At 39.5% G+C, this 21262-nt stretch carries 16 protein-coding genes and 1 riboswitch; of the genes, 5 read left to right on the top strand and 11 right to left on the bottom strand.

The features are described from left to right. Positions 1–9 precede the first annotated feature (9 nt). From secG to JET18_RS20200, 4 genes are all read right to left on the bottom strand, one after another. Complete coding sequence (gene secG, locus JET18_RS20215) at positions 10–366, bottom strand: preprotein translocase subunit SecG (RefSeq protein WP_202094210.1); 357 nt, start codon at positions 364–366, stop codon at positions 10–12. A 132-nt stretch (positions 367–498) separates the two neighbouring features. Continuing rightward, entirely contained in the window at positions 499–2544 is a 2046-nt protein-coding gene (locus tag JET18_RS20210; protein WP_202094208.1) for a M16 family metallopeptidase, read from the bottom strand. Between the two features lie 54 nt (positions 2545–2598). Further along, positions 2599–3912, bottom strand: a complete 1314-nt coding sequence (locus tag JET18_RS20205) for a M16 family metallopeptidase (protein WP_202094206.1) — start codon at positions 3910–3912, stop codon at positions 2599–2601. 250 nt (positions 3913–4162) lie between these two features. Continuing rightward, positions 4163–4405, bottom strand: coding sequence for a bacteriocin-like protein (locus JET18_RS20200; RefSeq protein ID WP_202094205.1), 243 nt, complete (start codon positions 4403–4405; stop codon positions 4163–4165). Between the two features lie 348 nt (positions 4406–4753). Here JET18_RS20200 and JET18_RS20195 point away from each other — a divergent pair, with 348 nt between their 5' ends. Both JET18_RS20195 and JET18_RS20190 read left to right on the top strand, forming a co-directional pair. Next, the gene (locus tag JET18_RS20195) at positions 4754–7084 is read left to right on the top strand and encodes an ATP-dependent helicase (protein WP_202094204.1); all 2331 of its coding nucleotides are present in this window, start codon (positions 4754–4756) and stop codon (positions 7082–7084) included. A 585-nt stretch (positions 7085–7669) separates the two neighbouring features. Continuing rightward, entirely contained in the window at positions 7670–10396 is a 2727-nt protein-coding gene (locus tag JET18_RS20190) for a TonB-dependent receptor plug domain-containing protein (protein WP_202094203.1), read from the top strand. Positions 10397–10823: 427 nt separating this feature from the next. Here JET18_RS20190 and tenA read toward each other — a convergent pair whose 3' ends face one another. The 5 genes from tenA to JET18_RS20165 form a co-directional block, all read right to left on the bottom strand. Next, complete coding sequence (tenA, locus tag JET18_RS20185) at positions 10824–11474, bottom strand: thiaminase II (protein WP_202094202.1); 651 nt, start codon at positions 11472–11474, stop codon at positions 10824–10826. After that, on the bottom strand, positions 11461–12294 hold the full coding sequence (gene thiD, locus JET18_RS20180; RefSeq protein ID WP_202094196.1) for a bifunctional hydroxymethylpyrimidine kinase/phosphomethylpyrimidine kinase: 834 nt from the start codon (positions 12292–12294) through the stop codon (positions 11461–11463). Before thiD ends, tenA begins: the two co-directional genes overlap by 14 nt. After that, positions 12291–12926, bottom strand: a complete 636-nt coding sequence (gene thiE, locus JET18_RS20175; protein ID WP_202094194.1) for a thiamine phosphate synthase — start codon at positions 12924–12926, stop codon at positions 12291–12293. The genes thiD and thiE overlap by 4 nt, the downstream gene beginning before the upstream one ends. Then, positions 12923–13720, bottom strand: a complete 798-nt coding sequence (gene thiM / locus JET18_RS20170) for a hydroxyethylthiazole kinase (protein ID WP_202094193.1) — start codon at positions 13718–13720, stop codon at positions 12923–12925. Before thiM ends, thiE begins: the two co-directional genes overlap by 4 nt. Before the next feature lie 61 nt (positions 13721–13781). Next, a riboswitch (TPP riboswitch) is annotated at positions 13782–13875 on the bottom strand. A gap of 54 nt (positions 13876–13929) precedes the next feature. Next, positions 13930–15771: a carbon starvation CstA family protein gene (locus JET18_RS20165; RefSeq protein WP_202094191.1), complete on the bottom strand. Its 1842-nt coding sequence runs from the start codon at positions 15769–15771 to the stop codon at positions 13930–13932. A gap of 477 nt (positions 15772–16248) precedes the next feature. Between JET18_RS20165 and JET18_RS20160 the strand changes: the two genes are divergently transcribed. Next, complete coding sequence (locus JET18_RS20160; RefSeq protein ID WP_202094189.1) at positions 16249–18330, top strand: hypothetical protein; 2082 nt, start codon at positions 16249–16251, stop codon at positions 18328–18330. Between the two features lie 41 nt (positions 18331–18371). Beyond that, on the top strand, positions 18372–18860 hold the full coding sequence (locus JET18_RS20155) for a hypothetical protein (protein WP_202094188.1): 489 nt from the start codon (positions 18372–18374) through the stop codon (positions 18858–18860). 58 nt (positions 18861–18918) lie between these two features. Here JET18_RS20155 and JET18_RS20150 read toward each other — a convergent pair whose 3' ends face one another. After that, positions 18919–19302, bottom strand: a complete 384-nt coding sequence (locus JET18_RS20150; RefSeq protein WP_202094186.1) for a DUF3037 domain-containing protein — start codon at positions 19300–19302, stop codon at positions 18919–18921. Continuing rightward, positions 19289–20062: a HipA family kinase gene (locus JET18_RS20145; RefSeq protein WP_202094184.1), complete on the bottom strand. Its 774-nt coding sequence runs from the start codon at positions 20060–20062 to the stop codon at positions 19289–19291. The genes JET18_RS20150 and JET18_RS20145 overlap by 14 nt, the downstream gene beginning before the upstream one ends. A gap of 147 nt (positions 20063–20209) precedes the next feature. Between JET18_RS20145 and JET18_RS20140 the strand changes: the two genes are divergently transcribed. After that, complete coding sequence (locus JET18_RS20140) at positions 20210–21052, top strand: alpha/beta hydrolase family protein (RefSeq protein WP_202094182.1); 843 nt, start codon at positions 20210–20212, stop codon at positions 21050–21052. Positions 21053–21262: the final 210 nt, after the last annotated feature.

Here is a 21262-nt window from a genome sequence, read left to right as displayed (position 1 = left end):
AATCTTGTATTATTTTGCCGGAGCTACAGGAGTCTGAGCCGGAGTGGTAGTTGAAGCTGCCGGAGCTGTTGTCTGCTTTGCGGGAGCTTCTTTTTTCACGGGTTGCTGTTGTGCAGGAGCTGCTGTTGTAGGCTTCCCTGTGATCACAACGCTTATCAGGATAAGAACGATGATTACTGCGCCCAGAGTCCATGTTGCTTTTTCCATGAAGTCATTGGTTCTCTGTACCCCGAACTGTGCAGGTGATGCACCTCCGAAAGTACTGGAAAGACCTCCGCCTTTAGGATTTTGAGCCATAACGATGATTACCAATAAGATGCTGGCGATCATAACAAGAACCATCAATAGTGTAAATATAGTATCCATTAATTCTGATATCTTTTTGAATGGGCAAATTTAATCTTTTTTTACCGAATGACAAAGAAGATCATGGTAAATGTTATTAAAAATAAAAACGGCAGCGTCAGCTGCCGTTTTTTCTATAATTGAAAAGGATTCTTATTTAAAATCAGAATCTTTAGCCTGGTTCACATCGTATGATTTTACACTCATCGTCATGTCCATGCCCATTTGGTTTACTGTAATGGTGAAAGGCATTTTCACACCATTCACATCCTTGTAATTAGAAAAAACCGTAGGAATGGTGATTTCCTGTCCCTGCGCTTTAGCCGTTCTGGTTTCTCCTGTTTTCAAGCCTGTAGCTACACTGTAGTAGTACGTGGTACTTTTTCCTTTCACAGCATAAGAATCTTCGCCTGATATTTTTTCAATACCTGCTACTTTGTAATCCGGAGATTTTGCAAAGTTCAGTTCTTCAAAAAGTTCAGTATTTTTCTGTTTTTCAGCAACCTGTTCCGGTTTCATAGGAACTTTTTGTCCCATCTGCTCAGAATATCCTTCTTTCCCGTCGAAAACCTGCTTTTGAACCACCTGTCCCATGGCTGTAACAGACGTTAATTCTTTTCCGCCCTGTGCTTTTATGATCTTAAAATCAATATTCTGCCCCTGCATAGACATAGAAGCATTCATTGTATAAGAAGAGATCTTGGCAAGATTAGCTTTCCCTCCGATGGCGTTGATGTATTTATCAGCAATAGAAGCTACACTTACAGCAGCATCAACCTTTTGTACCGTTGGTTTTGCTGCCGGATTCGCTTCTCTATCGTAATATTTTACAGGATATCCTAATTTTTCCAGTCCTTCAGAAATGTCAGAGGCCTTACCTGCAATGAAAATTCTGCTTTGGTTAGGAAGAATATTCGCTTTTACAGCAGTGGAAATATCTGCAGCAGTTACCTTATCAATTGACTTTAAATAATTGGTGTAAAAATCAGAAGGAAGATCCTGAACCTTTTGGTTTAAAGCAAATTTTGCAATGGTTTCAGGCTTTTCCAGAGACATAATGAAAGAACCTTTCAGTTTTGCTTTGGCATTGGCAAGTTCTTCTGGTTTTACCGTAGAAATGCCATTAAGCTCATTCATAAATTCCTTCACCGCCTTGTCTGTAACTTCATTTCTCACACTGGCGTTAGCTGAAAAATCAGAAGAATATTTATCTGCATTGATGCTGGAATACGCTCCGTACGTGAATCCGTTTTTCTCACGAAGATTCATGAAAAGTCTCGCTTCACCGCCTCCGCCTAAGATGTAGTTGGCCATTACAGCTGCGAAATAGTTCGGATCCTTCATCTTAAGATTGTTCAGGTTGTTCACAGAAACTACAGACTGTACTGCAGAAGGAACATCTACCACATTAATCTCTGTTTTAGCCAGATTGGAAGCCGGTTCCAGAGCTGTGACAGGGGTATTGGCCTTTTTCCAGCTGCCAAAAGTTTTTTCAACCAAAGATTTCACCTGATCAAATTTCACATCTCCTACAATCACTAAGTAAGCATTGTCCGGAGCGTAATATTTTTTATAAACGTTCTGTACATCGGCCAGCTGGATCTTGTTGATGGTTTCTTCTGTTTCAAATTCACCTCTTGAAGTGTTTTTGCCATACATTAAGGCATTGGAAACTTTTGAAGCAATGGAAGACGCATTTTTTTCATCTGCCTTCAATCCTTCCAAAGCTCTTTCCTTTGAGTTTTGAATTTCTTCCGCAGAGAATTTAGGATTGATGATGGCATCTGCCATTAAGCCCAATACCTCAGGGAAATATTTGGAAAGAGAATTCGAAGAAGCACCATTGGAAGAAAAGCCAAGGTTAGCTCCCAGATAATCTACTTTTTTGTTGAAATCGTCCTTGCTTATATTGGTGGTTCCGTTTTCAAACTGTTCAGCCATGATAGAGCTTACTCCGGTTACATTTCCCTCGTGGAATGGAGGTCTGTCCATAGAAAGGGTAGTGTTTACTCTTGGGAGTTTATTGTTTTCCACTACCATTACCGTAAGACCGTTGCTCAGCTGGAAAGTTTTTGGTTTTGCAATGTTGATCGCGGGTGTTGGTCCCGGTTTCGGCATTGCGTTAAGATCTATTTTTTGTGCAGAAACCGTTCCTGCGAATAAAAACGCTGCAGCTATATATGTTAATTGCTTTTTCATTTGTAAAAATTTAATTTTTAATAATCATATTTTAAACCTGACAGTTTTAAATGATTACTTTTTTTCAGGAACGTAATTGATGATTACCCTTTGATTAGAATTCAGATATTTCTTCGCTGCGTTCTGCAGATCCTGCTTTGTAATAGATCTGTAGATGTCGATTTCCTTATTGATCAAATTGGTATCACCCATCAATACGTGGTTGGTTGCTAATGAAGCAGCAATTCCCTCGATGCTTGAATTGGCATTTACAAACTGATTTTCATACTGGTTTTGCAATTTTTGATAATCTTCATCAGAGATAAGGCTGGTCTGAACTTTTTTGATTTCGGCATCAATATCAGCCTGTAAAGTCTGTTTCGTAGTCTGTCCCATCGGGATTGTGAAAAATGCGAAAATACTGTAATCTTCAAGACCCTGGCTGAATGCCTGTACAGCAAGCGCCTTTTTGTCCTGGTCAACTAATTTTTTGTATAAAACAGAAGATTTACCGTTGCTAAGGTAAGACGAAAGCATATCAAGAACGTAAGCATCTTTTTCCTTATTGGCAGGAGTTCTGTACGCAAAAATATACGCAGGAAGCTGGATGTTCGCATCCGTCACCGTTACTTCTTTTTCCTGAGTGATAGGCGTTTCTTTCGGGAAATCTTTCGGATAAATTGTTCCTTTCTGGATACCTCCGTAATATTCCTCGATCCATTTTTTAGTCTGCTCAGGTTTGATGTCTCCTGCAACCACTAATGTAGCGTTGTTGGGAACATAGTATTTTTTATAGAAAGCCTGAAACTCTTCCAGTTTTGCAGAATTCAAATCTGCCATAGAACCGATGGTTGGCCAGTTGTACGGGTGATTGGTGAATAGGTTATTAAGAATAGCTGTTAAAAGATTTCCATACGGTCTGTTATCCATATTCAGTCTTTTCTCTTCCTTCACAACCTCTCTCTGAGTATCTACTCCTATTTGGTTGATGATTGCATGGCGCATTCTTTCAGCTTCCATCCACAGTCCCAGCTGCTCGTTGTTGGATGGGAAAGTTTCATAGTAATAGGTTCTGTCGTTTGATGTATTGGCATTGTTTCGTCCTCCGTTTGCAGAAACAATTTTCATCCATGTACCCCTTTTGATATTTGGGGTTCCTTCAAACAGAAGATGTTCGAAAAAGTGTGCGAAACCCGTTCTTCCTTTTACTTCATCCTTCGCCCCTACATGGTACATTACACTTGTGGTAACTACCGGAGCAGAATTGTCCTGATGAAGAATTACGTGAAGACCATTGGGAAGATCATACTCTTCGAATTTAATTTGCTGTGCATTCAGAACCATTCCAAAGAAAGATGCCGCCGCAACAGAAAGAAGTCGCTTTTTCATAAAATAGAAATTGTTTGCCAATTAGTGTCAAAAACACCTCATTTGTTACAGTTTCCTATGAAAAATTTACAGAAAAATGATGTTATAAATTAATATATACCGGAAAAAAAGAAAATTATTTAATCAATTGAGAAGAAATATCAAGGAAGAGACTTTGAAAAGTATCAGAAAAGGTTTTGTAAAAAATTCTTTTCAGTCAAATGCCTCAATAAAAATAAAAAACCGCATCAAAAAGATGCGGCCCTGTTATTTAGCATTCTTGTACATACATAGTCATTTCTAGTGGTCCTCTTCCAAGATCTGTACTTGTTCCGATTCCGTTGCTTTTTACACCGCATCCCATTCCTGCTCCTCCGCTCATTGGCGCGCAGCTGTCACAGTGGTGCATAGAAATTACTTTGCCCGAAGAACATGTCATTCCGCAAACCAGGCTTCCTTCTCCTCCGGTTAATTTTCTAAGCTCGTTTCTCGACAGTTTTTTAAGATTTTTCATTTTTAATAGTAGTTTTAATGTTTTAGGCCATGAAAGTAAGAAAAATAGTTCACCAGAGAAAGAAAAATTTTATTATGTTAAGTGGCTATTGTATGATGAACAGTATATATTTTAGTTGTTTTATTCTTAATATTCACAGTAATTGGAGTTTTACAGAATTTTATTTTTAAAGATTTTAATAAAAAACAATTAGGCTGATTGATGGATCATATTGTTTAAAACATAAAAATGATGTTTGAAAATCACTTCCAATGATTCCCGGAAAGTGCAAAAATTAAGTTAAGCGGTTTCATAATTTGAATTGTCCTTTGAATACATTAATTTTGTGTTCCCAAAATTTTTTGCAGCATGGATTATCTGAAAGGACTCAATGAATCACAATATGAAGCCGTTACCTCACTACAGGGACCATTGATGGTTCTTGCCGGTGCCGGTTCCGGGAAAACGCGTGTGCTTACCATGCGTATTGCCCACCTGATCCACAACGGAGTGGATCCTTTCAATATCCTGGCCCTGACCTTTACCAATAAAGCGGCACGTGAAATGAAAGAACGTATCGCGAAAGTAGTAGGAGACAGCAATGCAAGAAGCCTGTGGATGGGAACTTTTCACTCTGTTTTTGCAAGAATTCTGAGGATAGAAGGTCATTATCTGGGCTATCCGTCCAATTTTACCATCTATGACCAGCAGGATGCCCTGAATGTGATCAGAAAGGCAATCAAGGACATGAATATTGATGCTGATCTTTATAAACCTAAAAAAGTTCAGGCCAGAATTTCAACCTACAAAAACAACCTGATCACGGTAAAAGCTTATTTCAACAATCCTGAGCTGATGGAAGCTGATGAAAAAGCCAATATGAAATTTATCGGGAAGATCTACCAGAAATATGTGGAAGAATGTTTTAAGAACGGAGCCATGGATTTTGATGACTTACTGTTGAAAACCAATGAGCTGCTGACCCGTTTTCCTGAAGTGCTGGCCAAATATCAGGACAGATTCAGGTATATCATGGTGGATGAGTACCAGGATACGAACCATTCCCAGTACCTTATTGTAAAGGCGCTGGCTTCCAAATTTGAAAATATCTGTGTGGTAGGGGATGATGCACAGTCCATTTATTCCTTCCGTGGGGCGAATATTTATAACATCCTGAATTTTAAGAAAGATTATCCTGATGCCCTGACGGTTTCCCTGGAGCAGAATTACCGTTCCACCCAGAATATTGTGAATGCAGCCAACGTTGTCATTGCAAAAAACCTGCAGCAGTTTAAAAAGAACGTTTTCAGTGACAATGAAGAAGGAGATAAGATCAAAATATACCGCTCTCTTTCCGATGCGGACGAAGCGAATTTCGTAGCAGGAAATATCTGGGAACTTAGAAATACCGATCAGAGAAAATACAGCGATTTTGCTATTTTATACAGAACCAACTCTCAGACCAGAGCATTTGAAGATGCACTGAGACGTAAAAATATCCCGTACAAAGTCTACGGCGGACTTTCTTTCTACCAAAGGAAAGAAGTGAAAGACCTGATTGCTTATCTGCGTCTTCTGATCAATGAAAATGATTCGGAAGCTTTGATGAGAATTATCAATTATCCTGCAAGAGGAATCGGTGAAACCACTCAGAACAAACTGATCGTTTTTGCAGATGCCCATAATATTGCTATTTCGAAAGTTTTAGATAATCTTTCGATGTATTCCCCTCAGTTAGGTTTAAATAACGGGGTTTTAAATAAGCTGAATGACTTCTGGTCCATGATCAAGGCTTTTCAGGTATTGCTGAAAACCGATACGGCATACAGCGTAGCCATGGAAGTGGCGAAACGAAGCGGACTGATTAAATTCTTAAAAGACGACCAGACGCCGGAAGGAATTTCCCGTGTAGAAAACGTGCAGGAATTGATGAACTCCATGCAGGGGTTCATTGAAGAGCAGATGCAGTTGGAAGATGGAGATCCGAGCCTTCCGAATTTCCTGGAGAATATCGCGCTTTCAGCAGATACTCAGGATAAAAATACAGATGAAGATATGGTTTCACTAATGACCATTCACCTGTCCAAAGGTCTGGAATTCCCGGTAGTACACCTTGTAGGTCTGGAAGAAAATCTCTTTCCGAGCTTTATGAGTTCTGCTACCAGAGAAGATCTGGAAGAAGAAAGACGTTTATTTTACGTGGCATTGACAAGAGCTGAAAAGCAGGTCTTTTTCTCGTATGCGGTTTCCCGTTTCCAATGGGGTAAAATTACCGATGCAGAGCCATCTAGATTCCTAAGCGAAATTGATGAAGAATATATTGAATTCTTAAATCCTGCTCTGGAAAAGAGATTTATCAATAACGCAGGGATCAAATCCAATATTTTTGATGAACATCCTTCAGAACAGAAAGCATTCAGGAGAGTTGAAAAGAAAACCATTGATAAAGGAGACAGCTCAAAACCTGCACCGGAAGTCAGAAAACTGAAACCGGTGAGTACAGCCAAAATCATCAATCCAAGCGGAGCTTCTTCTCAGGATATTGAGGTAGGAGATAAGGTGAGACACGACCGTTTCGGAATCGGGGAAGTTTCTTTCCTGGATGGTACGGATCCTCAGAATATCAAAGCGAAAGTGATATTCATTCATGAAGGAGAGAAAAACCTGATCCTGAAATATGCTAAGCTGACGAAAATATAAAAGCAGGTTTCCCAGTTGTAAAAACTGGAAATCATAAAATTGAGAACGGATTCTATTTGGAGTCCGTTTTTTATTGATTATTTTTTATCACAAAGGAAAACAAAGGTTTATTTCTTTGAATGCTATTATTAAGATAAACAAAGGCGTAGACTTATCAATGTAAAACAAGGGCAATTCCTATTGTTGTCTTTCTTAAAAAAATATCTAATATAATCTTTGTCTTTCTTTGTGATAAAAATTAAAAAATACGCTCTCACAACACAAATAGCACAAATGTTTTTCACGAATAACACGAATATATTTTGCATCCTTAGTGCCATTTGTGAAAGTATTTGTGTCATTAGTGTTTAAAACTCAATTCATCAAACGCAACAAATATCACGAATGTTTTTCACGAATAACACAAATTTATTTTAAGTTTTAGTGCCATTTGTGATGATATTTGTGTCATTCGTGTTTAAAAAAACAATAGACTAAAACTATTATAACCTTTCAAAAAACAAAAGTCTATTGATTTTGTAGACTAGTAAAATTGTTTTACATTTGCCACTCAAAAAAACATAAACTATAAATTGATGTAAGGGTATGAAAAACAAAAAGACTATTTTATCAGCTTCCGTACTGTTTTTCCTCGGAACCTATGCTTTCGGGCAGGAAAAAGGAAAAGACAGTGTGAAAACCAATACTGTAGAAGAAGTGGTGGTGCTGGGCTCAAGAGGAGGAGCAAGATCAAAAACAGACAGCCCGGTTCCCGTGGATGTCTTCAATATAAAAGAAACATCAGTAGTACTGCCGCAGTCCAGTATAGGACAGATTTTAAATGCAGTGGCACCTTCTTTTACATCTACCATTCAGACGAATTCGGATGGAACGGATCACCTGGATCCTGCACAGCTGAGAGGATTAGGCCCGGATCAGGTATTGGTTCTGGTGAATGGAAAAAGAAGACATACTTCTGCATTGGTCAATGTTAACGGAACACCCGGAAGAGGAACGGTAGGAACCGATTTAAACTCAATTCCTTCTTTTGCTTTAAACAGAATTGAAGTATTGCGTGACGGGGCTTCAGCTCAGTACGGATCGGATGCTATTGCAGGGGTTATCAACCTTGAATTGAAAAGAGATACCGGAAAACTCGCTGGACAAGTGAGCTACGGTGGAAATTTAACCCCAACGGCCAATGATCATACCGGAAATTTTGACGGACAGAACATTCAGGTGGATCTTAACTACGGAAATAAGATCGGAAATAAAGGCGGTTTTTATAATATTACCTGGTCTTCCCAGTTCAGAAACCCGACTTTCAGAGCCGGCGCCGAAAGCGGAGCGATCTATAATGCTTACAACGCTATTGAAAGACGTGCTCTGAATGACGGAGTCAATTTGTCTTCACTGTTCACCAATATCAATAATGTACCCAATTCTCAGCAGCTGATCAATTATATTCATCAATATGCCCAAGGCGTCAATTATTTTTCTCAGGATCTGCAGAATCAGATTCAGGGAGCCAACAGCATTGGAGTTTTGCAGGGACTTTTGAAGGGGGATTTTACAGATCAGGAACTCGCGTACAGAGGACAGGAAAGAAAAGATTTCAACATGCAGGTAGGGCAGTCTAAACTGAATAACCATCAGCTTTTTGCCAATATTGAAGTTCCAATTAATGACAACTGGAAAGTATATTCTTTCGGAGGATACAGTTTCAGACACGGAAGTTCGGGAGGATTCTACAGAAAACCGAATCAGAGCAGAACCTTTACAGGACTGTATTCAGACGGTTATCTGCCACAGATTGGAACGGATATCCAGGATTTATCACTTTCAGCAGGAATCAAAGGAAACTGGGACGGCTGGAATATTGATTTGAGTAATACGTTCGGACAGAATTCATTCACTTATAATATCAGGAACACGGGAAATACTTCTTTACGTTTTGCATCCCCTGACGAGTTTGATGCAGGAGGCTTGAGATTTTCCCAGAATACCATCAACCTTGATTTTTCTAAAAAATACGATGTCTGGAATGGGATTAATGTCGCTTTCGGAGCAGAACACCGGTATGAGAATTTTAAAATAACGCAGGGTGACGAAGCTTCTTACACGACTTATGATGCCGCAGGAAATGTTTGGAATAATAGTAGCCCGAGAGCTACGGATTTCTTTGGAAATGCACTTCCGGGAGGTTCTCAGGTGTTTGGAGGATTTAAACCGGTGAATGCCGTTGATAAAAACAGACAGGCAGTAGCGGCGTATGCAGATGTGGAATTTAATTTTACGAACTGGTTATTAGTGGATGCTGCAGCGAGATATGAGAACTATTCGGATTTCGGGTCTACTTTTAATTATAAGCTGGCCTCAAGAATTAAAGTTACTCCTGATTTTAATGTAAGGCTGGCAGGTTCTACCGGGTTCAGAGCCCCTTCCATTCATCAGATCTATTATAACGTAACCTCTACTTTATTTACCAACAGCCAGCTTCTGGAAGTGGGAACTTTCAGTAATGATTCAAAAATTGCAGGACTGCTGGAAATACCAAAACTGAAACAGGAAACCTCTAAATCTGCCAGTGTAGGATTTACGTACAGAATTCCTTCTGCAGGCCTTACCTTTACGACGGATGGATATTTTACCAGAATCAACAACAGAATTATTCTTACAGACCAGTTCTTAAGATCGGATGTTCCGGTTGAAGCCCAGGCAGCTTTTGATGAAGAAAGGGTTAATGGCGCACAGTTTTTCACTAATGCCATTGACACGGAAACAAAAGGAATAGACCTTGTGATTTCCCATAATGCCAGATTTTCAGGTTTAAAACTGGAGAACAGCTTTGCGGCCAATATCAGCGAGACCAGAAAAGTAGGTGATACCCACTCCTCAGGATTGCTGCAGTCTCCCAATCTTGAAAAAATCTATTTCTCAGAGAAATCAAGAGTATATCTGGAAGAAGCGGTTCCGAGGGTAAAAGCAAGCTTATCCCACACGCTTTCATGGAAAAATGCAAGTGTATATCTTAGAAATACCTATTTCGGAAAGGTGACAGGTGCAGATATTATTGATGCCAACGGTGACGGGACTATAGGGTTTAACGAGCATCAGCAGATCGGGGACAAGATCATTACCGATCTTTCATTAGCTTACCAGTTTACAAAAAATGTAGGACTGACCATCGGGGTTAATAATCTGTTTGATATTTATCCGGATAAAAACCTTACCGCATCTACCAATAATGATCAGTTTGTTTATTCGCGTTCTACATCTCAGTTTGGGCAGAACGGGAGATATGTTTTCACAAGACTTAATTTTAATTTTTAAATCATAAGTCTGTTTAAAAAATATTTATAAGTTGGAGCATCGCAAAGACGCAAGTTTTACTTGAAAAAAACGTTTTAAGACGCCAGGATTTTATCTCTGATAAAATTGAGTACCACTGTCATTGCGAGGAGCAGAGCGACGAAGCAATCTCTTAAAATAACTCTCTGCAAATTCTTATGAGATTGCTTCACCTTAACGGTTCGCAATGACAGGATGTAAAAAATAGCTAAAAATCTATGATTTTCTTGCGCCTTAAAACAGTTTCATATTAAAAAAACTTGCGCCTTTGCGTTTACCAACAAAAAAACAAAAAAATTCCATATCAAAAAAACGGATTCAAATTTTTGAATCCGCTTTTGATATCTGGTGGCTGAGGGCCTCGAAGCCACCAGATATTTGCCTTTTATTCAATTGAACTCAGATTCATCTACTTCCAAGTTTTCAGCTCGTACGCACCCTCCCAGAAATGGAATTCCATTCTCGTGGACATGATAAAAGCTTCAGTCATCTTTTCTCTTATTTCCTCCGTACTGTTCTCTGCCAATCGGTCACAGATCGCAATAGCCTGATCTACAGCAGCAGAAAATTCATCCCCTCCATAGGTTTCAATCCACTTTTGATAAGGATTGTTGATGGTGTTTTGAGTGCTGAAAATATAATCTCCGACTTCCCTGTAAATCCAGAAGCACGGAAGTACGGCCGCCACGGCAACTTCTACAGATTCTAAAGCTGCGGTACTTCTCAGGAAGTGAATGTAATGATGACAGGCGGGCTCTAATATGCCTTTATCCGTAACGCCAAAATCAACAAAGTAGGATTCATGCAGTGCATTTTCCACCACAATTGCATTTTCAGCAAATCGCATAAACGCAAGGACATCCTGAAGATCCTGAATTTTGGCTGCAATCAGAGAAAGCGTTCTTCCGAAATGTTCAAGATATAAAGAATCCTGAGCCATATAAAACCGGAACTTTTCCTGCGGTAGGGTTCCGTCCGATAATTCTTTGATAAACGGCATGTCCAGAATAGACTGATAACGTTCTTCTATAGCTTGCCAGGTGTGTTCAGACCATTTCATTTTTAATGAGTTTTTGAGGGTTAAAAAAGTGATTAAGCGGACCGTTTCCATGTCCTGTTTGTACGTCTTTTCCGTTTTCTATGGCTTGATAAACGTAGTCTTGTCCCAAAGAAACGGCATCGTATAAAGTTTTACTCTGAGCCAGATAGGACGCAATGGCAGAAGAAAGCGTGCAGCCTGAGCCGTGGGTATTATTGGTGTTAAATTTCACCGTCTCGAAAGAATGGAATTTCTCATGTTCATCATAAAATAAAGACGTGATCGTTGAGGTTTCCTGATGTCCGCCTTTCAAAAGAATGCTTCTACAGCCCAGCTTTTTTATTTCTTTTCCGGCATCATACAAATCTTCAAGGGTCTCGACTTTCATTTTGGCTAAAATGGCCGCTTCGTCCATATTAGGCGTAATCACATCAGCAATCGGGAAAAGTTTCTCCGTAATGGCTGCTATCGTATCTTCTTCAATCAGGCGGTGACCACTTGTAGCAACCATGACAGGATCAAATACAAGCGGTATTTTTTTATACTTCCCTAACGTTGAAACAATGGTTTCGACCAGTTGCGGAGTATGAACCATCCCGATTTTTATAGCATCCGGAAAAATATCATCCAGAATGGCTTCAATCTGATCGGCTACCGCTTCTACCGGAACAGGATATATTTTCCTTACCCCTTGCGTGTTTTGTACAGGTAAAGCCGTTAATACAGATGTCGAAAAACAACCCAGTGCAGATGCTGTTTTAATATCAGCCTGAATGCCTGCGCCGCCGCTTCCGTCAAATCCGGCGATCGTTAGTACCGATGGATAGGTGTATTTTTTCATTTTAAAATTTCGTTTTTTAATTGATAGGCTGCTTTTTGAGGATCAGGAGCGCTACAAATAGCAGAGACAACAGCAAGACAGTCTGCACCTGCGTTGATTACCGCTTTTGCATTTCCTGAATGAATATGACCAATGGCTACTAAAGGCTTTTCTGTAAGCTGTCTGATGGTTTTAATTCCTTCAAGTCCCCATTCTGTAACCGTATCTGTTTTCGTGTCGGTTCTGAAAACGGGACTGATTCCAAGATAATCGGAAACGGTTGTCTGTTCATTGTCAAGCTGGGAAAGATATTCGATTGAATAGCCAATGATTTTATGATGGAGAAGAGGCTGTTGTCTTAAATAAACCGGCGAAGCATCACTATTGCCCACATGAATGCCTGCTGCATTCACCTTTTCTGCAACCTCTATATTATCGTTAATGATGAGTGGAACGGAATGTTTATCTGTCAATTCAATAAGCTGTTGAGCTTTTGTAAGAAAGGAATCTGTACTGCTGTTCTTTTCTCTCAGTTGAATCACATCAACTCCTCCGAGAATAGCCTGTTCGGCCACCTGCAGGAAATTTCTACCAGCACAGTCAGCTTCAGAAATAACCAGATAAAGCTGATAAGGAAAAGGATTTAAACTCATTTCCTTTCTATTTTTAAACGGGTGGAAAATTCCTGCTCAGTGATTGTATACAGCTTATCGATGAGGTTCACCTGAAGACTTCCGGGACCTTTGCTTTCCTCAGCAGCCAGTTCACCCGCAATCCCGATCAATGTCATGGCAGCAGCGACAGCTATTGTTTTATCCTCTGTAACGCCGATGAATGCACCGATTAAGGCTGTGGCAGAACATCCCAGACCGGTTACTTTCGTCATAAGCGGATGTCCGTTTTTAATGAAAATTTCCTGTTTAGGATCCAGAATAATATCAGTCTCGCCGGAGATGCACACAATGGTGTCATATTGGTTAACAAGACTGCGAGCAGCATCTATAGCTTCATTACTCTGTGCAGTGCTGTCCACTCCTTTCGTTGCAGTGGTATTGGCTTTGGCTAATGCAATAATTTCAGAAGCATTTCCTCTGATAACAGTAGGCTGATGTTGTAATAATTGATGTAAAACTTCATCCCTAAAACTAGTCGCACCGGCTCCCACAGGATCTAAAACCCATGGCTTCCCGGTTGAATGTGCAGTTTTAGCAGCCAGGATCATAGATTCCGACCAGTATTCATCCAGCGTACCAATATTGATGACCACTGAATGTGCAATAGCGATCATTTCCTGAATTTCAGATTTTGCATGCGCCATGATAGGAGAGGCTCCTGCAGCCAAAAGGGCATTGGCGGTGTTGTTCATCACCACATAATTGGTGATATTATGAACCAGTGGAGACTGCTGTCTGACAAGCTGTACCTGTTCCCAAAGAATTTTTTCCATTGTTATCATTTAAATAAAAATAGCTTCAGGAAAAAATCCAAAACAAAAAGTACACTGTTCACAATGTCATTTTGCTTTTCCCTACGTCGGTGTTAGCCGTATCAGGTTCAAAGGGACTCTCTCAATTCTTTTTCAGAATACCCCTAAAGCAAAACAAATGTATAAAAATTATCAGAGCAGGCAAAAACTCAGAAAGGATTTATGACTTTCTATCTTTCCACCAGCTCTTTGACAGGTTCCCCGTAATAATCCGTCACTGTGGTTTTGATTTTCAGAAGCTGATACCATTTGATAAAAGCTCCAATGAATACGATCAGCATCAGAACCATAGCCGTTACGGCTAAACCTGCCAGTAGATACTGTTCTTTGGGAAGATAAATTGCAGTGACCTGGATATAGCCTGCCCAGAACGTAATTCCGGCCATAAAAACTCCCGGAACCGCCGAACATAATGCATATTTCCCTCTGTTCATCCGGATCAGCATCGTGGTACAGACAATCAATCCGCAGGCTGCCAGGAGCTGGTTACTGATCCCGAATAACGGCCAGATACTGCTTACATTCCCCGTAAATACCAGGTAGCCCCAGGCAAAAGTAAATAAAAGACTGCTGATAATAATTCCCGGAATCCAGTTCTTATCATTGAATTTTGAAATCACAGAACCCAACATTTCCTGTAAAAAGAAACGGCCGACTCTTGTGCCTGCATCAATGGCGGTAAGGATAAATACAGCTTCAAACATGATGGCAAAATTATACCAATACGCGGTAAGCTGGTCCATGTAAGGAATTTTATTGAAAATATGAGCCATTCCAACGGCTAAGGACACTGCTCCACCCGTTCTTCCGTGAAGCTCAATGCCTATTTTTTGTGAATAATAATCGATGTCTACACCGTGAAGGGAAGGATGGGCTGCCAGAAAAGCATCATAGGATTCCTTCGGAGTATTGATGGCAAAATAATCACCAGGCATAAGTGTACAGGCTGCAATCAGAGCCATTAAAGCCACAAAACCTTCTACCAGCATTGCTCCGTACCCTACAAAAAGGATCTCTTTTTCTTTGTTAAGCATCTTAGGTGTTGTTCCTGTTGCAATCACAGCATGGAAACCTGAAATGGCTCCACAAGCGATCACAATAAAAATAAAAGGAAGTACAGGTCCGCCGATAACTGGTCCGCCACCGTTCACAAACTCTGTAAGGGCAGGCATCTGAATCGTTGGATGAATTACAATCACACCCACAGCAAGCATAATGATGGTTCCTATTTTTAAGTAGGTTGAAAGATAATCTCTCGGTACTAAAAGCAGCCAAACCGGAAGCACAGAAGCCAGAAAACCATACAAAGGAATAGCAATAGAAATCGTTTTTATATCCCAGGTAAACAGGTTATTCATCGTTTCGTTCTGCATTAAGCTGTGGCCGCCAATAATTCCCGCCACCAAAAGGATCCCTCCTAAAATACTGGCGAAAAGCACACTGTTTTTTCTGTACCTCATGATCAGACCCATGATCACTGCAATAGGCATGGTAATCACAACTGTGAAAAGAGACCATGAAGCCTCATGCATCGCATTGATACAGGCCAGCGACAGACCTGCCAGCGTAAGGATTAATATAAATAGAATGGCGAAGCCGGCAACTGTTCCCGTAGTCTTCCCGATTTCTTTAGAAGCAATGGTAGCAAGGCTTTGACCCTTGTGTCGTACGGAAGCAAAAAGAACCACCATATCATGAACACCGCCCCCGAGTACACAACCGATCAGGATCCATAATGCGCCGGGAAGATAACCGAACTGGGCAGCAAGCACAGGCCCAACCAATGGTCCCGCCGCAGCAATAGCCGCAAAATGATGCCCGAACAGAACATTTTTATTGGTTGCTACATAATCTTTACCATCAGCAAATTCTACGGCCGGAGTGGTATTGTTATCATTGAGGCGTAGTACTTTATTGGCAATAAAAATTCCATAAAAGCGATAAGCGATCGCGAAGATCAGTATCGATACGAAGATCAGGGTGAGTGCATTGGTGTTATTCAGAAAATCCATATCATCGGTTTTTTAAGCATGAATAATTAAAAATATTGGATGTTTTGTTAAGAATAATTTAAACAAAAGCCAAGTTAATTATTTTAGATATAAAAAATGATGATATGTATATCAATCTAGCAAATTTGTATTTTTTTTGAACCTTTTATTTATTTTTTGTTTTGATTGTTAGTTAATTGAGTATTTTCGATTTCGAGTATGTATATATTGTCCTTTATTTTGAACTTGTGAATGAGCAGATTATTATGGAGGTTACGCCTCTTTATATTTAGCTGGAGCTGTAAATATATTTATTAGTTTTTTGAATTGTTTTGATGTAATTTAAAAAAAATAAGTGTCAATGTTGTTTCTTTATGTATATTTTTTATATAATTAATAAATTTATTGCGTTTTTTTTGATGAAATATTATTTCATCTCATTAATGTTGGTGATTTTTTGAGATACATATATTTTTGTTGAAAAACATTAATGAATCTATGAAAAATCTATCTTTTTTGGGATCTTCACTTCCCCGTATTTTATTGTTTTTTACTCTCTTTATTTTAATTTCTCCCGGGTTGTATTGCCAGGATTCACAATTAACCAATACAAACTACAGCGCCTATGCACTTTCTACGAACTCACAGAGTTTTAGCTATCTATCAGGAGGAACAGGGGTAAGCATTAATGGAAATGATAAAACAAGTGGAAGTATCCCTTTAGGGTTTACCTTTAAATTTGCCTGTGTGGATTATACTAGCGTATATGCAAGCTCAAATGGGTTTTTATCTTTTTTAGCTCTTGGTATCTTTGACAGTAATTATAATAATTCATCGGCACCAAGCGGTAAATTTTTAGCTCCTTTTTGGGATGATTTAGATGGAACAGGAGGTACGGCAAGTTACAAGACCGAAGGTGTGGCTCCAGGCAGGGTTTTCAGTATAGAATGGAAAAACTGGAAAATGTCAGGTTTTTTCTCATCCGGTTCTCTTTCTTTTCAAATCAAGTTATATGAAGGAACGAATGTCATCCAATATATCTATAAGCAGGAAAGTGCAAGTGGAGGGAATAATATTTCTGCCAGCATCGGCCTTTATGATGATAATGATTCGTCAAAAAAAAGATGGCTGAATAATTCCTCTGCATCTCCTACAGCTTCTGATATTAAGACTGCAGATATTGCCAATAGACCGGCCACTAATCAGGTTTATATTTTTACACCTCCTACCAACTGTTCTATAATCTGTACCGGGAGAACTTTACTCAATGGGACTGGCGGAACAAATACTGCGGACGGTATGCGTGTCATTATGAGTGGGGCAGGTAATCTACAGATCCTTAGAAATAATAAAGGACAAATTTACGGACAGAACAATGTACTTGCTTCAGGATCATCCAGTCCTTATTCAACACCGTCTTCATTTGGTTTTCACGGGATTGTATTGGGTATTGGAAAAACACAGTATACGGGGGGAGGAACCGAGGCTTCATTTGGGTATACTGACGGGGGGAGACTAAGCATCTTATCTAGTACATGCCAAGGCAGTACAGGTCCTGATGCACAAGGATTTGAGCAAAATGTTATCCGTTTGAAAGCCACCAAAAATAATCTGGATTACTATCTTACCCTTACGTATACCTATAAGAAACCTGATGGTTTTATTATGGTTGATTATCATGTTGATATTCCGGCAGGTAATACAGAGGAAATAAAGCTGGCTCACGGCTGGGATACCTATTTATCCGGCAATGACAGGGGTCCGGGATTTGTTTACGGAAAAGCCCCCAATTTAACAGTAGGCGTATATAACCCTAATGTGGAAGGGATTTATGAAGCCTTTCAATATGTGTCCGGAGTAAAGTGGAGTGGATATTATTCTGCCAGTTATAGCGGAGGAAATGGGGATCTATCCAATAATCTGACTTTTAAAAATACTATCGATCCAAATGCGAGTACAGATAATGGAATTGGCATTTCCATTAATTTTGGAAGTACTGCCGGCCAATATAATAATAAAACGAAAATTCTTTTTACCTGTAATGCTCCCAATTCAGCACCAGTTCTCACTTCAACTTCTATTGCCTGTGCCAATGGAATGGTTAATCTTAATAATTTTGTGACTTCCCTAAACCCAAATCCATACAATTTGAAAATTATCTGGAGGTCAGGTACTACCAATGCTGAGATATTGGATCCCACTCATGTGAACCATCCGGGAACCTATATTGTTTCATATAAAGATACATTAAATAACTGCGAATCTCCAGGGAGTACTTTTACGATAACAGGAACATGCTCGAATTCATGTGTTAAGTCGCCATCTACAGCCACCCCTGAAAAGTTTACGAAAATTGGAATATCCGGATATGAAAAAATCCAGAATAACTGGCCCGGTAAGATACCCAACGGTTTTATTGCTGTGGAATCCGGATTTGAAGGAATAGTCCTCACTAGAACTACACCGGAAAAAATTCTTAAGCCTATTGAAGGGATGCTCATTTATGATACATCAAAAAACTGTTTCAGTTTATATAATGGTACGGCTTGGAAGTGTATTCAGAAATCATGTAATGAATAATATATCTGCTAAATATGAATAATAAATATCTAAAAAGAAATATGACTTTTTTTCTACTCTTTTTTGCTGCCGCAGCAAACGCACAGATAGGAGTGGAAAGAGAATCCGTAAGAGGAAGTGGAATTCTGGATTTTGCAGAAGGACAGGATAAAGGAATTATTATTCCTATTTTGAGTACATCTGTTAACCTTAATCCTTCGCCGGGAACTATACTGATGCATCAAAGTGTCATAAAAGGAATAACCGGTAGCGGACCACTGAATCTTAGCGGTACCGGGGATACTTCCATGGTAACCTACAACAGTTCTGCACCAAGAGCATCAGGAGTTAATCATATAATCATAGGAAACTCAAGCTCTTCAGTTTCAGGTGGTGCTTTGATTTTTGAAGCCGAAGATAAAGCATTGATATTGCCTTATGTTTCCAATGTAGAACAAATGCCAAGTCCCTATCCCGGAACAATCTGCTATGATGTTAATAGCAAGAGTTTTGCTGTATTTGATGGGAAGGTCTGGAATTTTTGGAAATAAATACTGTTTATGATCAATCCGCAGGAATGCCGCTGCGGATTGATTTATGAATAAAAAATTATACGACCAATTCCTCAAAAAGTTTACCAAACGTCTTTTCCAGATCTTTTGATTTTCCCGGATGAGGTCTTGAGGTCTGAATGGCAGAGCTCCTTACAGCTGTCAGCCAGCGGAAACGTTCCGGAATCTCCATCAGAGCAACCGGGCCTCCTTCTTTGTCGCCGTTGGCAATTTTCTGGAAGCTTTCGAGATTTTGCAGGACATCTTCAAAATCCATTTTACTGTGCATCAGTTTGAATTTGTCCGGACACAGGTGAAACTCCATGCGGATGAATTGCTCTTTTTTGGAAAACATCACAAGACCGATATTGAAAAATTCCTCTCTTTCAACTTTCGGGACCAGGCGGATAACCGCGTATTCGTATATTTTATCTTCTTGCATTTTTGGCTTCGTTTATAAAGATTTGAGAATTTTGTAACCTTGTTTTCAGGAACTGGAAATAGATCTCGCGGATCTCTTCCGGACTTTCATCGGCATCCTCCCAGTGGAGCCAGTCTTCAGGAATTAAATTGACGATCTCTCTGAATAAATTATCATTCAGCACTTCATGGGCAAACTGATCCGCTTCATCCAGCATTTTAGCTTTTGGAAGCAGGACGTGGTCCTTCACATATTTGAAAGGGGTTTTCGCAGCCGTATCGAAATTCTGCCATGAATGGTGGAAATAAAAAGAGGCTCCATTGTCGATCACCCAGAGTTCCTTATGCCACATCAAAAGATTGGTGTTTTTAAAAGTACGGTCAATATTCGTAATGAAGGCATCCAGCCATACGATTTTTGAGGCAAGAAGCGGATCAACCTTTACGCCGGGATCATAAGTGATAGAACCCGAAAGATAGTGAAGTCCCAGGTTCAGACCTTCCGAAAACTTCAGCAGGTCCTGAATTTCTTCATCAGCTTCCGTTCTCCCGAAATCTACATCCAGATTCACAAATACCAGCTCAGGAATTCTCAGTCCTAACGCTTCCGTGATCTTGCCGCCCAGGAGCTCGGAGATCAGCATTTTTACCCCATGTCCGGCGCCCCGGAATTTCAGTACATATTTAAAATCATCATCAGCTTCTGCCAAAGCAGGAAGAGATCCTCCCTCTCTTAAAGGAAGAATGTAACGCATGACAGTTACCGTTCTTAAATCCAGCATACCGCAAAAATAAGGTTATTTTATAATTATTCAGTCAATTCCGGAACAAAGGAATCACTTTTTCAGATAAATATTTTTTTATATATTTCGGTTAAAGTGAATACGGCGGTAAGTCCGCTGTTTGGGAATACTAATTAATAATTTGATATGAAATTGATAAAAAGCCTTAATATAAAACTCGGAAATGCAGAAACCAGGGATTTTCTGGCTGATGCTGTTTACCCTGAAACGAATGAAAAACTGCCGCTTGTTATTTTTGTTCATGGCTACAAAGGATATAAAGACTGGGGAGCATGGAATCTGATGGCTGAAAAATGGGCTGAGGCCGGTTTTTTCTTTGTTAAATTTAATTCATCTCACAACGGAACTACTGTGGAAGATCCACATAATTTTGGTGATCTGGAGGCTTTCGGAAATAATAACTATTCAAAAGAACTTTCGGATCTGGGGGTTGTGATCGATCATTTTGTAAAAGATCCTCATGTGGATGACCAGAAAATTATTCTGATCGGACACAGCAGAGGAGGTGGAATTTCTATCATCAAAACATTTGAAGATGAAAGGATCAATGGGCTTATTACGCTGGCAAGTGTCGATACCTTAGAGCGTTTTCCGAAAGATAATGCCCTGGAAAAATGGAAAGAAGACGGAGTATATTATGTCCTGAACGGTCGTACAAAACAGGAAATGCCTCACTATTACCAGTTTTATGAGGATTTTGAAAAGAATATCCACCGTTTTGATGTGGAAAGGGCGACAGAAATGGCCAAAGCATATGTACTCGTTGTTCACGGAACCCACGATGAAAGCGTTGATGTAAAAAGTGCCGAGCATCTTCATATCCTGAATCCGAATTCGGAATTGTTCCTGGTTGAAAACGCAGATCATACTTTCGGATCAAAGGAACCGTGGACGGAAAAAGACCTTCCGGAAAACCTGAAAATTGTCACTGAAAAATGTATAGATTTTATTAATAAGAATATGAAATAAGCTTAATAGTGGAATAAAAATTGAATGTTAACGTTCTAAATAACTGAGTTCGGCGTAAGAAATCTAGATTTTTATTATGACGTAAAGAAGTCAGAGGCTCTAAGAGGGAAGTTAATGAAGTCAAAAGATAGAAATACAAGGGTGTTTTATTCATCTTTTTAAAACGACTTCAATCAATTTAAAAGGAAATGTTAAATACTTATTGACAAT

Source organism: Chryseobacterium endalhagicum (assembly GCF_016745235.1).
Classification (GTDB): domain Bacteria; phylum Bacteroidota; class Bacteroidia; order Flavobacteriales; family Weeksellaceae; genus Chryseobacterium; species Chryseobacterium endalhagicum.
Note: the sequence above shows the minus strand (reverse complement) of the source record. Positions and strands in the feature narration are given on the sequence as shown.

Bases quoted from the DNA above. Each gene is read 5' to 3' on its own strand.
- JET18_RS20210 (WP_202094208.1), bottom strand. From the start codon at position 2,544: ATGAAAAAGCAATTAACATATATAGCTGCAGCGTTTTTATTCGCAGGA.
- JET18_RS20200 (WP_202094205.1), bottom strand. From the start codon at position 4,405: ATGAAAAATCTTAAAAAACTGTCGAGAAACGAGCTTAGAAAATTAACC.
- tenA (WP_202094202.1), bottom strand. From the start codon at position 11,474: ATGAAATGGTCTGAACACACCTGGCAAGCTATAGAAGAACGTTATCAG.
- JET18_RS20160 (WP_202094189.1), top strand. From the start codon at position 16,249: ATGAAAAATCTATCTTTTTTGGGATCTTCACTTCCCCGTATTTTATTG.
- JET18_RS20155 (WP_202094188.1), top strand. From the start codon at position 18,372: ATGACTTTTTTTCTACTCTTTTTTGCTGCCGCAGCAAACGCACAGATA.
- JET18_RS20140 (WP_202094182.1), top strand. From the start codon at position 20,210: ATGAAATTGATAAAAAGCCTTAATATAAAACTCGGAAATGCAGAAACC.
- thiE (WP_202094194.1), bottom strand. From the start codon at position 12,926: ATGAGTTTAAATCCTTTTCCTTATCAGCTTTATCTGGTTATTTCTGAA.
- JET18_RS20145 (WP_202094184.1), bottom strand. From the start codon at position 20,062: ATGCTGGATTTAAGAACGGTAACTGTCATGCGTTACATTCTTCCTTTA.
- JET18_RS20190 (WP_202094203.1), top strand. From the start codon at position 7,670: ATGAAAAACAAAAAGACTATTTTATCAGCTTCCGTACTGTTTTTCCTC.
- thiM (WP_202094193.1), bottom strand. From the start codon at position 13,720: ATGGAAAAAATTCTTTGGGAACAGGTACAGCTTGTCAGACAGCAGTCT.
- JET18_RS20205 (WP_202094206.1), bottom strand. From the start codon at position 3,912: ATGAAAAAGCGACTTCTTTCTGTTGCGGCGGCATCTTTCTTTGGAATG.
- secG (WP_202094210.1), bottom strand. From the start codon at position 366: ATGGATACTATATTTACACTATTGATGGTTCTTGTTATGATCGCCAGC.
- thiD (WP_202094196.1), bottom strand. From the start codon at position 12,294: ATGAAAAAATACACCTATCCATCGGTACTAACGATCGCCGGATTTGAC.
- JET18_RS20150 (WP_202094186.1), bottom strand. From the start codon at position 19,302: ATGCAAGAAGATAAAATATACGAATACGCGGTTATCCGCCTGGTCCCG.
- JET18_RS20165 (WP_202094191.1), bottom strand. From the start codon at position 15,771: ATGGATTTTCTGAATAACACCAATGCACTCACCCTGATCTTCGTATCG.
- JET18_RS20195 (WP_202094204.1), top strand. From the start codon at position 4,754: ATGGATTATCTGAAAGGACTCAATGAATCACAATATGAAGCCGTTACC.